The sequence below is a fragment of the Flavobacterium chungbukense genome, from assembly GCF_020805785.1.
Taxonomy (GTDB): Bacteria; Bacteroidota; Bacteroidia; order Flavobacteriales; family Flavobacteriaceae; genus Flavobacterium; species Flavobacterium chungbukense.
On the sequence record NZ_JAJGZV010000002.1, the window covers coordinates 591,086 to 603,672 of the forward strand.

At 33.7% G+C, this 12,587-nt stretch carries 11 protein-coding genes and 1 pseudogene; 8 read left to right on the forward strand and 4 right to left on the reverse strand.

Going from position 1 to position 12,587, the window contains the following annotated elements; genetic code table 11:
• Positions 1–230: 230 nt before the first annotated feature.
• The 5 genes from thrA (at position 231) to LL966_RS07835 (ending at position 7,229) form a co-directional block, all read left to right on the forward strand.
• Complete coding sequence (thrA, locus tag LL966_RS07815; protein WP_229352126.1) at positions 231–2,678, forward strand: bifunctional aspartate kinase/homoserine dehydrogenase I; 2,448 nt, start codon at positions 231–233, stop codon at positions 2,676–2,678.
• Positions 2,679–2,821: 143 nt separating this feature from the next.
• A complete protein-coding gene (locus LL966_RS07820) occupies positions 2,822–3,745 on the forward strand; it encodes a homoserine kinase (protein ID WP_229352128.1) in 924 nt (307 codons plus the stop codon).
• Between the two features lie 86 nt (positions 3,746–3,831).
• Positions 3,832–5,121 carry a threonine synthase gene (gene thrC, locus LL966_RS07825; RefSeq protein WP_229352130.1) on the forward strand — a complete coding sequence of 430 codons (1,290 nt, stop codon included), beginning with the start codon at positions 3,832–3,834 and terminating at the stop codon, positions 5,119–5,121.
• Between the two features lie 284 nt (positions 5,122–5,405).
• Positions 5,406–6,611 carry a putative phage abortive infection protein gene (locus LL966_RS07830; RefSeq protein ID WP_229352132.1) on the forward strand — a complete coding sequence of 402 codons (1,206 nt, stop codon included), beginning with the start codon at positions 5,406–5,408 and terminating at the stop codon, positions 6,609–6,611.
• A gap of 162 nt (positions 6,612–6,773) precedes the next feature.
• Positions 6,774–7,229, forward strand: coding sequence for a hypothetical protein (locus LL966_RS07835; RefSeq protein WP_229352135.1), 456 nt, complete (start codon positions 6,774–6,776; stop codon positions 7,227–7,229).
• 54 nt (positions 7,230–7,283) lie between these two features.
• Here the strand turns inward: LL966_RS07835 and LL966_RS07840 are convergent.
• Positions 7,284–7,397 (reverse strand): annotated as a pseudogene (locus LL966_RS07840) (transcriptional regulator); the annotation flags it as partial.
• Between the two features lie 273 nt (positions 7,398–7,670).
• Between LL966_RS07840 and LL966_RS07845 the strand changes: the two are divergent.
• Together LL966_RS07845 and LL966_RS07850 are read left to right on the forward strand one after the other, a co-directional pair.
• Positions 7,671–8,258, forward strand: a complete 588-nt coding sequence (locus LL966_RS07845; RefSeq protein ID WP_229352137.1) for a hypothetical protein — start codon at positions 7,671–7,673, stop codon at positions 8,256–8,258.
• Between the two features lie 28 nt (positions 8,259–8,286).
• The gene (locus LL966_RS07850; protein WP_229352139.1) at positions 8,287–8,793 is read left to right on the forward strand and encodes a GNAT family N-acetyltransferase; all 507 of its coding nucleotides are present in this window, start codon (positions 8,287–8,289) and stop codon (positions 8,791–8,793) included.
• Between the two features lie 279 nt (positions 8,794–9,072).
• On the opposite strand, the gene LL966_RS07855 is transcribed toward LL966_RS07850, so the two are convergent.
• On the reverse strand, positions 9,073–9,645 hold the full coding sequence (locus tag LL966_RS07855) for a Crp/Fnr family transcriptional regulator (protein WP_229352141.1): 573 nt from the start codon (positions 9,643–9,645) through the stop codon (positions 9,073–9,075).
• Positions 9,646–9,881: 236 nt separating this feature from the next.
• On the opposite strand from LL966_RS07855, the gene LL966_RS07860 reads away from it, so the two are divergent.
• Positions 9,882–10,997, forward strand: a complete 1,116-nt coding sequence (locus LL966_RS07860; RefSeq protein ID WP_229352143.1) for a pectate lyase family protein — start codon at positions 9,882–9,884, stop codon at positions 10,995–10,997.
• A gap of 381 nt (positions 10,998–11,378) precedes the next feature.
• Here the strand turns inward: LL966_RS07860 and LL966_RS07865 are convergent, their stop codons facing one another.
• Both LL966_RS07865 and LL966_RS07870 read right to left on the reverse strand, forming a co-directional pair.
• Positions 11,379–11,762, reverse strand: a complete 384-nt coding sequence (locus LL966_RS07865) for a DUF3037 domain-containing protein (RefSeq protein WP_229352144.1) — start codon at positions 11,760–11,762, stop codon at positions 11,379–11,381.
• Positions 11,752–12,534, reverse strand: a complete 783-nt coding sequence (locus LL966_RS07870) for a HipA family kinase (protein ID WP_229352146.1) — start codon at positions 12,532–12,534, stop codon at positions 11,752–11,754. Before LL966_RS07870 ends, LL966_RS07865 begins: the two co-directional genes overlap by 11 nt.
• Between the last annotated feature and the right edge of the window lie 53 nt (positions 12,535–12,587).

A 12,587-nucleotide genomic window follows, 5' to 3' on the forward strand; every position in this document is an offset into this window, starting at 1 on the left:
ATTGCTGTTACCATTATTTCTACTACAACAACTACTACCCCTTAGGGGTATACATTTTTACATATAATCCAGGTTATCTATACTTTTTTCTTAAAAGAAGAAAGGTATTGGATACATAAAAAACATTTACAACAAAAAAATAGTCACAGTTTTCAGTTTCAGTTCACAGCAAATAACCTTTGAACCTTTGTTACTCAAAATCTTTGCACCTTATTAAAAAATATCACAAAATGAAAATATTAAAATTTGGCGGAACTTCGGTAGCCAATGCTCAAAATATAAAACTCGTTCTTGAAATTGTCAAACAAAAAGCCGAAAAGGATAAAGTAGTTGTTGTAGTCTCTGCATTAAGCAAAGTAACAGATTTACTGCAATTGGCTGCGGCAAAAGCGGCTGCAAATGACGAAAGTTTTAGAGATGTTGTTGCAGAAATTGAGAAAAAACATCTTGACACTTTAAAAGAATTAATTCCGGTTAGTGAGCAAAGCAGTTTATTGAGTCACGTAAAAAGAATCATTAATCATTTAGAAACTTTATTAGACGGTTGTTTCTTATTGGGAGAATTATCTCCAAGAACTGCCGATACCATTTTAAGTTTCGGAGAATTGCTTTCTTCTTTTATTATTGCGAAAGCCTATCAGCAAATTAATAGCGACGCCGTTTACAAAGACAGTCGTGAATTAATCAAAACAGATAATAACTTTGGGAAAGCAGTTGTAAACTTCGAAGTTTCTAATCAATTAATTAAAGAATATTTCGCTGAAAACAAATCTCAAATCAATATTTTACCTGGATTTATTGCTCAAACTTTAGACGGAATCACTTCTACTTTAGGACGTGGCGGATCTGATTATACTGCTGCCATTATTGCAGGAGCAATCGATGCAGAACAACTTGAAATCTGGACAGACGTAAACGGAATGTTTACTGCAAACCCAAAAATTGTAAAACAAGCACAACCAATTGCAAACATTTCGTATCAGGAAGCGATGGAATTGTCGCATTTTGGTGCTAAAGTTTTGTATCCACCAACGATTCAGCCTGTTTTAAGAAAAAACATTCCGATTTTAATTAAAAATACTTTTGAGCCAGAAGCTATAGGAACTTTAATTTCAAATCAAATTTCATCAAATGATACTGTTGTAAAAGGAATCAGCCATATTGATCATATTTCGTTATTAACACTTGAAGGTCCAGGAATGATTGGAGTTGCAGGTTCTTCTAGACGTTTGTTTGAAGTATTGTCTCAGGAAAAAATCAACGTTATTTTTATTACTCAAGCGTCTTCTGAACATTCTATTTGTATCGGAATTTTAAATTCTGATGCTGAAAATGCTGAAAATGCAATTAACAAAGCTTTTGAGATTGAAATTTCGCAAAACAAAATCGATCCTTGTTATGTAGAAAAAGATCTTTGCATTATTGCTTTGGTGGGTGAAAACATGAAAAATCACCAAGGTTTAAGCGGAAGAATGTTTTCTACTTTAGGAAAAAACAACGTAAATATTCGTGCGATTGCGCAAGGTGCTTCTGAAAGAAACATCTCGACTGTAATTAACGAAAGAGACGTTAAAAAAGCGTTGAATACGCTACACGAGAATTTCTTCGAAGAAAATACGAAACAGTTGAATTTATTTGTAATGGGAGTTGGAAATGTCGGTGAGAAATTCATCGAGCAGATTCACAGCCAAAAGAAATTCTTGAAAGATAATTTAAAGATTAACGTTCGTGTTATTGCTTTGTCAAATTCCAAAAAAATGATTTTTGATGAAGATGGAATTTCTTTAAAAAATTGGGATTCCGCTTTAAGCGAAGGCGAACCAGCTAGTATTGAAGAATTCATTAAAAAAGCAAAAGACCTAAATTTACGTAACAGTATTTTTGTGGACATTACAGCAAACGCAACGGTTTCTGAGGCATACGAGAAATTCTTAAAAGAAAGTATTGCGGTTGTAACTTGCAACAAAATTGCTTGTTCATCTGCTTATGACAATTATAAAAAATTAAAAAATTTATCTCGCCAATACAACGCTCCTTTCTTGTTTGAAACGAATGTTGGTGCGGGATTACCAATTATAGATACCGTAAAAAATCTGATTGCATCTGGTGATAAAGTGCATAAAATTCAGGCCGTTTTATCTGGAAGTTTGAACTTTATTTTCAACAATTTCGATAAAGACAATTCTTTCCACGATGTGGTAAAAGAAGCTGGAGTTCAAGGTTTCACAGAACCAGATCCGAAAATCGACTTAAGCGGAATCGACGTAGCTCGTAAAATATTAATTCTAATTCGCGAAAGCGGTTACGAAATGGATATTGATGCCATTGCAAATGAATCATTCTTACCAGCAGATTGTTTAGCAACAACAAACAACGAAGATTTCTTTGCTTCATTAATCAAACACGCTGCTCATTTTGAAGGTATTTACAGCGAAGCTTTAGCCAAAGATTCAAGATTGAAATACGTAGCGCAATTCGAAAACGGAAAAGCAAGCGTAGGTCTGCAATTCATTCCAAAAGATCATCCTTTTTACAATTTAGAAGGAAAAGACAATATTGTATTGTTCTACACAGATCGTTACGTAGATCAGCCTTTATTGATCAAAGGTGCCGGAGCTGGAGCAGCTGTTACAGCATCAGGAATTTTTGCCGACGTTATTAGAATTGGAAACGTTTAGTGAGTGACAAAGTAACAAAGAAACAAAGGTTCAAAGTTTTTTCCTTTGTCAATTTGTCACTTTTTCACTTTGAATCTTAAAAAAACAATAAGTAGTAAAGCCTCTGTTACTTTGTCACTTTGCTACTTTGAACCTATTAACAAATGACACAAATTAAACTATTTTGCCCGGCAACTATCGCGAATCTTTCGTGCGGATTTGACGTACTTGGACTTTGCTTAGACAATGCGGGCGATGAAATGATTGTTCGAAAAGTCGATCAAAAAGGAGTTCGAATCACTAAAATTGTGGGTGCCGATTTGCCTTTGGAAACCGAGAAAAACGTTTCTGGAGTAGCAGCTTTAGCAATGTTGGAAACTTTGGACGAATTGGATTTTGGATTCGAAATCGAAATTTATAAAAACATAAAAGCAGGAAGCGGAATTGGAAGCAGTGCTGCAAGTTCTGCGGGAGCGGTTTTCGGAATTAATGAATTATTGGGAAGACCGTATTCTCGTAAAGATTTGGTTCAGTTTGCGATGCAGGGCGAAAAATTAGCCAGCGGAAACGCACACGCCGACAACGTTGCTCCTGCCCTTTTAGGCGGCTTTACTTTGGTAAGAAGTTATGCGCCTCTTGATATTATCAGAATTGACAGCCCAGAGGAATTGTACGCAACTGTGGTTCATCCGCAAATTGAATTGAAAACTTCTGACGCACGTTCGGTTTTAAAACAAAACGTTTCCCTAAAAAGCGCCATCATGCAATGGGGAAATGTGGGCGGATTGGTTGCAGGTCTTTACACAAAAGATTACGAACTAATTGGACGTTCGCTTCATGACGAAATCGTTGAGCCTTTAAGAAGCGTTTTAATTCCAGGATTTGATCAAATCAAACAAACGGCTTACGAAAACGGCGCTTTAGGTTCTGGAATTTCAGGTTCTGGTCCGTCGATTTTCGCTTTAAGCAGAGGAAAAGAAACTGCGGAAAAAATCGCAAAAGCCATGAGCGACGTTTACGAAAAAATGAATTTGCCATATGAAATTCATGTTTCGAAAATTAATCCGGATGGCGTAAGAATTTTGTAAAATAAGTAACTAGTACTTAGTGATTAGTCCTTAGCTTCAAAAACTAAAGACTAATCACTAGAGACTAATAACTAATCACTAAAATAATGAAATACTACAGTTTAAACCATAATGCCCCAAAAGTTTCTTTTCAAGAAGCTGTTATACAAGGATTAGCAAGTGACAAAGGATTATATTTTCCAGAAAATATAACAGCTTTAGATCCTGCATTTTTTGATAAAATTGAAAGTTTAAGCCACGAAGAAATCGCTTTTGAAGCGATCAAACAATTCGTTGGCGATGAAATACCTGCAGATAAATTAAAAGAAATCATCGCTGATACTTTAGTTTTTGATTTTCCGGTGGTGAAAGTTGAAAACGGAATCTATTCGTTAGAATTATTCCACGGGCCAACAATGGCGTTTAAAGACGTTGGAGCGCGTTTTATGTCGCGTTGTCTAGGCTATTTCAATAAAGATAAAAAAGACGCAAAAAACACTGTTTTAGTTGCCACTTCTGGAGATACAGGCGGAGCCGTTGCCAGCGGATTTCTTGGTGTTGACGGCGTTGATGTTGTCATTTTATATCCGTCAGGAAAAGTGAGCGATATTCAGGAAAAACAATTGACAACTTTAGGACAAAACATTAAAGCACTTGAAGTTGACGGTGTTTTTGATGATTGTCAGGATATGGTGAAAAAAGCGTTTTTAGATGAAACTTTAGCGCATAAAAATTTGACTTCGGCGAACTCAATTAATATTGCGCGCTGGTTACCACAAATGTTTTATTTCTTCTTTGCTTACAAAGCATTGAAAAGCCAAAACAAACCTTTAGTTTTCTCTTGCCCAAGCGGAAACTTCGGGAACATCTGCGCCGGAATTATGGCAAAGAAATTAGGTTTGCCAATTGAGCATTTTGTTGCTTCTACAAACGTAAACGACACCGTACCAAGATTCTTAGAAAACGGAAAATACGATCCAAAACCTTCTAAAGCAACAATCTCTAACGCCATGGACGTTGGAAACCCTAGCAACTTTATTAGAATTCAGGAATTGTATAATAATGACTTAAAAGCTTTCGAAAAAGACTTTTCTTCTTATAGTTATACCGACGAAGAAACGCTTGAAGCGCTAAAGAAAATCTACAAAACAGACGGTTATATCGCAGAACCGCACGGCGCTGTTGGTTATTTAGGTTTGAAAAAAGAACTTCAAAAACACCCTAACGCAATTGGTATTTTCTTAGAAACGGCGCATCCTATTAAATTCTTAGATGTTGTTGAACCTGCTTTGGGAATTACGCTTCCGATTCCAGCGCAAATTAAGAGTGTTATTAATGAGGAGAAAGTTAGTGTGAAGATTGGGAGTTATGAGGAATTGAAGAGTTTCTTGGGATAGCCAATTTATCTTTCAATATATATTATGTAAACGGCTGATATTATTTCAGCCTTTTTTATTTTCCTAAACCTTTATTTCAGAACACTTCGAACGTAAAATGTAATTTTTATCATTTGCTATAAAATTTAAAAATTGGCAAGAAAAAACAAGTATATTTGAATATAAGAAAACGAAATTAACTTTTGATAATCTAGACTAAATTAGATTACACCAATAAACTAAAGTTTATTTTTTTGTGTTAGACGTAAGTAGCACACAATTCTAAAAAAATATTAAAGAAAACTATGAGTGATAATGCAATTAAGAATTTAACAATCTCATTAATCATTTTTGTTGGCTTTACAATGCTTTATTTTTTGATTAATACAACAATAAATGGATATTGGATTTGGGGTAAGAATTTAGATTTTACAGTTACAGGACAATTTGGAGACTTTATAGGAGGTTTTTTAGGAACTATAATAAATGGCGCTGCATTTTATTTTCTATACTTAACATTAAATGAACAAAGAAAATCAAGTTTAAAACAAAGTTTCGAAACAAAAATATATGAGTTAATACATTTGCATCGAGAAAATATAAGTGAATTAAAATATACCAAATTTTACAAAACAAAAATAGAAACTTCTGAATCAAGGAAAGTTTTTAGAATAATTGTTCAGGAATTTCTTGAATGCTTTCACGAAGTAAAGAGATTCACGAAAATGTATCCTGAAATTGAAATTTTTAAACCAAATTATAAAATCGAATTAGAAAAAATAAGGAAAAGTAATAATTGCAAAGCAACAGTTAATGAGTTAGCATATATCGACATAGCTTTTTGCCTATTTTATTTTGGCGTTTCGAAAGAAAGTGAAACTATAATTCTTCATAAATTTTACAATAGGTATGAAAAGGAATTTATCCTTCGGCTTAAAACTTTTTTGCAACTAAAGCCTAAAGAAGAAAATACAGATGCTTTTACCGAATGGAAAAAATTTAAAAATTATGAAGTAAATCAAATGAGGATAATCTTTGAAGACGTTTATATAAAAAATAGAAAACCTACAAGTATAAATCTTAATGAAGAAAAAACAAAGTTATATCTAAACTTAAATAGCGAAAAATTTTACGGTGGACACCAACATAGACTTGGACATTATTTTAGACACCTTTTCCAAACGTTCAAGTATTTATCATTACAGAATTATTTGTCAAAAGATGAAAAATACTTTTATGCAAAAACGATTAGAGCTCAACTTTCTACTTATGAGCAATTTATTTTGTTTTTCAATAGTCTATCATCACTTGGCATGAAATGGGAATATACCGTTGACTTGCAGAATTTACCAGAAAATATAGAATTAGAAGAATATAAATTTATAAGCACTTACAATTTAATTAAAAATTTGCCAGGAAGTCAATATTATGATTTCACATATAGACGATTTTATCCAAAAGTAGATTATGAGTATAAAGACGATATTACATACAGTAAAAAAGCATTCTAAAATAAGCCACCTGCTAGCACAATCGTACCGCCCGTGAACACAAAGATTTTTAAATTAAAAATTAGAAAGTCACGAACTGGACGCATGAACTAACAGAGTAGATTAAATTTTACATCATAAAAAGCATGATACTTTATTGTTAGATTTGTTAAAACCAAACTAATGAACAATTTAGAAATTTTCAAATGGCTTGCTATATTTTCGCCAATTCTTAGCGGAATAATAGTTGGTTATGTAACTCATAAGCTTTCAAATCGATCAAAGCGAATAGAAATTCTATATCAAAATAAAACTCGAGCGTTCAATGAACTAAACAAGATACTTATTGATTATAGATTTGAATTAGAACAAAAAATCTACAATAATCCATTTCTTGAAAGAAGTTCAGATGCAAAAGGAACAGTTGAAACTCTTACTTTATTAAATAACGCTCTTGTACGCAACACTGTATATCTTAATAAAGGAAGCGTTAAAGCAGTTATGGATTTAGTTACTAAGATTAATTTCTATTGCAATTTTCAAGAGGAGGAATTTAAAAATATAAACCCTTATTTGGAAATGGCTGTTGAAATTAAAAAAGTAACTGATATTTTGTACAAAGACCCTAATCTTAAATAAAAAAGAGACCTCGTCAAAGGTCTCTTCTCAATTTAATATATCTTCAAAAAAGGATTATTTCCCATTCAATAATTTCTCCAAATACTCAACCTTATCTTTTTCAGCTTGCACCAAACGTTCATAAAGTTCAACTACTTTATCTAAAGGATTAAAAGTGCAATTGCAATTGTAATCCCCGCTCTACAAAGTATCACAATCGCTGTGCGAAGTCTCCCGACTTCGCACCCGTTCCAATTAGCCTCAACGCAAATTACAATATATTAGAACGGAATATAGAAGCGTGTACGAAGTCGGGAGACTTCGCACAGCATGAGACCTCAGACAACATGAAGGTTTTTTAATATTTTTTTATCGATTTTTATAAAGATTGCAAGAAATCAAGAAGTTTTTGTAGCTTCGTTTTTGTTCAATTCGTTTTTGTTCAACTTGAAATTTAAAACTATGCTAAAAAAAATCGCTTTCCTTTCATTGATTGTCTTGATATCTTGTAAAAAAAATGAAACCGTTCATAGAAACAATGAAGAACCAAAAGCTTTCGAGGAAAAAACTATTGATTTAGGAAGACTTAAAAGCGGTAATGATTTAATCGAAGACTTATTTCAGGAACTTGTAGACAAATCTCCTGAACTGAAAAATCTAGAAAATGAATTAAAAGAACTGAAAACAAGAGATACAAACGATATTTTTTATAATTACGATGAAAAATCGGAAGATTATTATGCATCTGCAAGTAGGCATATTAATAGCATACAAGATAGTGTAATGAAGCAGAAAATGTTAAATCTAATCACAAAAAGCGAAGAAAAATATACCACTCAAAAATCTGATTTAGAGAATCTAACAAAGACTATTAATCAAAAAAAGATGGAGATTAAAGATTATCATAACACTTTAAAAATTGTTTTAACTATTCCGCTTATTGAACAATATCAAAAGCAACATCTTCCAAATAAAGCTCCATTTGAAAAATTAATCGAAAAAGAAAATCAATTACTTCAAAAGACAAAAAACAGTATTCCAAAATATTAATTGGAAAATATATATATATTGTATTACCATGATTACAAAAGCATTACTCGAGGACATTCCTGCATTAACAACCTTAATAAATTCAGCATACAGAGGCGAAACTTCTAAAAAAGGCTGGACAACCGAAGCGCATTTACTAGAAGGAAAAAGAACCAACGAACAAGAAATCACCGAAATCTTTCTTGATCCAAAAAATACGATTCTGAAATTTACAGAAAACGATAAAATTATTGGTTCGGTTTTATTGGTTGAAAAAGGCCCTCAATTGTATTTAGGAATGCTAACGGTTTCGCCTGAACTTCAAAATAGTGGAATCGGAAAAAAGCTTTTGGCTGAAGCTGAAAATCATGCTAAAACTTTGGGTTTATCTAGCATAATTATGACAGTTATTTCGGTTCGTGAGGAACTTATTGCGTGGTACAAACGTCATGGTTATGCGGATACAGGCGGAAGAGAGGCTTTCCCTGAAAGTGAAATTCATGTTACGGTTTCTGATGAACCTTTGGAGTTTAGATATATGGAGAAACTACTTTGAGAGTTTTACCACAGAGATTCGCAGAGGTTTCACAGAGATTTTTCACGCAGATTTTTCACGCAGATTTAAAAAGATTGAAGCAGATTTAAAATAAATTATTTACTAAATTAAATCTGCCAGAATCTGCAAAATCTGCGTGAAACAAAAATCTTTTCATTTTTTTTATCGCAATTAGCAATCAGAAGTTCACTTCATCACGTCTCTACAGAAAACCTTTGTAACTTTGTAACTTTGTTACTTTGTTACTCTGTTACTCTGCACCTTTGAACCTAAAAAAAATCAAGAAACCGTTCTTTTTATCTTCGAAAGAAACTCGTGCGAGACCCCCAAGTAGGAAGACAGATTCTTATTATTTATCGAACTTACTTTTTGCGGATAACGCTCTTTAAAATCGAGATAACGCTGTTTGGAGGTCTTGTTAAGCACATCTAAAAGCCGCTGCTGAATAGCAACATTGGCTCGTTCGATCATCAGGACATGAAACTTAATAAGTTTCGGAATTACAGCAAACAAATATGCTTTTTGCATTTTATTGATCACCACTATTTCACTGTCTTCAATTGCTTTAATGTTATATGTAGTGGGCTTTTGGTGATAGAAACTTTCTAAATCGCACATCCATTCGTTTTCGAAAGAAAAGAAAATAACCGTTTCCGTTCCGTTTTCGTTTAGAATGTAGGTTTTAAATGATCCTTTTAAAATAAATCCTTCATAACTATTTTGTGAATTTTGAATTTGCAAAAACTGATTCTTTTTCAGCTTGATCAATTCTGCTTTAGAGACAATAATATCCCATTCTTCATCCGTGAGCGGAATTTTCCTTTCAATGTTTTTTCTTAGTAGGTTGTACATTTTTGTGGTTTTTGTTTAAGGAATAAGTTTGTTTATCGCTTCATCATTAATTAGGGGCTTAACCAATGTAATCGATTACGTAAAAATACGCTATTTATGCATTTTTGTAAATTTACAAGTGTTAAAAAAATACATTTCGTAGATTTTTTTGTAAAAGTTTGAACTTGTTCAACTTTTTTCCTACATATTATATTGAGTTTTGTGTTGTAAAATTTTTATAAATAACCAAACTTATTATGAACTTAAAATCAAAACTTTCAATGTTCGCAGCAACATTGATTCTCGGATTTACAGCATGTAATTCTGAAGAAATCGCTTCAAACACAGAAGCAGGGATTCAAACCAACGAATCAACCGTTGAAACACCTTCAACGAATCCAACGGGTAAAATTGGAAACTGTGCTGAAGTCCCAGGATGGGCTTCTCAAAACGGAGGGACAACAGGTGGTGGCTCTGCTGCCGAAACTAACGTTACTACTTATGCTCAGTTGAAATCGGCTATTGAGAACACTTCTGTAAAAGTGATTAAAGTCTCTGGAACGATCACAATTACAACAAGATTGTCTTTTCAAGATCAAACTGGAAAAACAATTTATGGGGCAAGTGGAGCAAAATTGGTTTCGACGAATCAGACTAAAGATGGTTCTGGAATTATCAACATTAAAAGATGTAAAAACATCATCATCAGAAACTTGATTTTTGAAGGTCCTGGTGCTTACGACACTGACGGATGGGATAATGCAATTCTTGACGAGTGTACAAATGTTTGGGTAGATCATTGCGAATTTAGAGATGGTGTTGACGGAAACTTCGACATCAAAAACAAATCAGATTATATTTCGGTTACGTATTCTAAATTTCACTATCTAAAACCTCCAAAAGCAGGCGGTTCTGGTGGATCAGATGATCATAGATATTCAAATTTAATTGGTTCAAGCGATGGTGCAACTGCCGATCGTGGTAAATTGAGAATCACTTTTGCAAGATGTTGGTGGGCTCCAGGCTGTAAAGAAAGAATGCCAAGAGTTCGTTTTGGAAAAGTACATATTGTAAACAGTTTCTTTAACAGTGCGGTAAGTAACAAATGTATTGCAGCAGGTTTTGAAGCTGATATTCGTGTAGAAAGCAACGTTTTTGAAGGTGTAAAAAATCCAATAGATCTAATGTCAGGTTATACAGCTGTTACTTCTACTGATAACGTATTTACAAGTGTAACAGGAACTCAGGTTGGAAGTGGTACTGCTTTTACTCCTCCTTACTCCATCTTAAAATTGGCTAAAACTGCGGTTAAAGCTGATATTTCTGCAAATGCAGGAGCTACTTTAGGCGGAAATGTCTGCGGTTCGTTTTAAAATATGAGTTAGTTTAGTTTTTATTTTTTAAACCATATAAGTGATATAAGTTATTTAAGCATTAGTCTTAAATTATATTATATTGTTTATATGGTTTTGCTTTTTTGTTTGCTAAGAAGGCACGAAGACGCTAACTTTTTTTAATCCCGCAAAGTCATGAAGTTTGTCACAACGCAACCATAAAGTTTGTCATTTCGAGGAACGAGAAATCTCCGTGGGAAGCTCTACAAAGATTGGATTCTCTTTACGGAGTTACTTGTGGAGATTTCTCGTTCCTCGAAATGACAAGATTGGGGACTAATGCATGAAAAATAAAACTTTGCGACTTTGCGAGATTCTTTTTAAGCTAAATCTTAAATTATCTTATATAACTTATATGGTTTAAAGCACAAGTTCCTCAAACAATCTCTGAATCGTTTTTTCCAAATCCCCACACAAACCCGGATGCGGTCTTGACGTTTGAATTGCCGAACTTCTAATTGCCGTTAACCAGCGAAAACGCTCCGGAATTTCAAATTCAGCAATTGGACCGCCGTCTTTGGCTCCGTTTGCGATTTTTTCTAGTGAAGTTAAATTGCATTCTAATTGTTCTATGTCAAAATCGTTAGAAAGTGCTTGTATTTTTTCTTTATTTAAATGAAAAAGAACTTTTATAAACTTGGCTTTTTTGCAAAACAAAATGATTCCGATATTCAGGAATTCTTCGCGTTCTACCCTTGGCACAACACGAATCACAGCATATTCGTATAAGTGGTTATCTTGCATTTTGAGCCTGATTTACAAATATTTCTGAATTCTCTAATCTTGTTTTTAAGAACTGTAAATAAACATTTCGCAATCCTTCAGGAGTTTCGTCTGCATCTTCCCATTGCAACCAATCTTCTGGAATCGTATTTACAATATCTTCTAAAATTTCTGGTGTTAGAATCGCTTTAAACTCAGCATCGACTTCTTTTAAAAGTGATGCTTGCGGCAATAAAACGTGATCCTTAATCAATGCAAACGGACTTTTAGCATGCTGTTCCCAATTGTTCCAAGAATGATGAAAATACAAACACGCTCCGTGATCAATCAGCCATAATTCTTTATGCCAAATCAACATGTTTGTGTTTTTGAATGTTCTGTCGACATTGGTAATATAAGCATCCAGCCAAACAATCTGCGACGCTAATTTTGCATCTACAGTTGTCACCGCAGGATCAAAAGTAATCGCACCTGATAAAAAATGAAGTGCCAAATTTAATCCCTGACTTCCTTGCAGCAAATCTTGAATTTCTTCGTCGGCTTCGGTTCTTCCAAAAGCTTCGTCGAGGTTTGCGAATACTAATTCTGGTAATTGTAGTTTTAAGGCTTTTGCTAATTGTCCGCCTACTAATTCGGCTATAAGGGCTTTTACGCCGTGTCCAGCTCCTCTAAATTTTAATACGTATTTAAAATCGTCATCGGCTTCTGCCAAAGCGGGTAAAGATCCGCCTTCGCGCAGCGGCGTAATGTAACGCATGACGTTTACCGTTCTGAGATCGAAGTTGTTTTTCATTTTTTAAAGATTCTAAGATGCTAAGGAACTGAGTTGCTAAGTTCCTAATCTTT

Excerpts from the sequence above, each read along its gene's own strand:
- LL966_RS07835 (WP_229352135.1), top strand. The coding sequence starts at position 6,774 with ATGAACAATTTAGAAATTTTCAAATGGCTTGCTATATTTTCGCCAATT.
- LL966_RS07820 (WP_229352128.1), top strand. The coding sequence starts at position 2,822 with ATGACACAAATTAAACTATTTTGCCCGGCAACTATCGCGAATCTTTCG.
- LL966_RS07845 (WP_229352137.1), top strand. The coding sequence starts at position 7,671 with ATGCTAAAAAAAATCGCTTTCCTTTCATTGATTGTCTTGATATCTTGT.
- LL966_RS07830 (WP_229352132.1), top strand. The coding sequence starts at position 5,406 with ATGAGTGATAATGCAATTAAGAATTTAACAATCTCATTAATCATTTTT.
- LL966_RS07870 (WP_229352146.1), bottom strand. The coding sequence starts at position 12,534 with ATGAAAAACAACTTCGATCTCAGAACGGTAAACGTCATGCGTTACATT.
- LL966_RS07855 (WP_229352141.1), bottom strand. The coding sequence starts at position 9,645 with ATGTACAACCTACTAAGAAAAAACATTGAAAGGAAAATTCCGCTCACG.
- thrC (WP_229352130.1), top strand. The coding sequence starts at position 3,832 with ATGAAATACTACAGTTTAAACCATAATGCCCCAAAAGTTTCTTTTCAA.
- LL966_RS07860 (WP_229352143.1), top strand. The coding sequence starts at position 9,882 with ATGAACTTAAAATCAAAACTTTCAATGTTCGCAGCAACATTGATTCTC.
- thrA (WP_229352126.1), top strand. The coding sequence starts at position 231 with ATGAAAATATTAAAATTTGGCGGAACTTCGGTAGCCAATGCTCAAAAT.
- LL966_RS07850 (WP_229352139.1), top strand. The coding sequence starts at position 8,287 with ATGATTACAAAAGCATTACTCGAGGACATTCCTGCATTAACAACCTTA.
- LL966_RS07865 (WP_229352144.1), bottom strand. The coding sequence starts at position 11,762 with ATGCAAGATAACCACTTATACGAATATGCTGTGATTCGTGTTGTGCCA.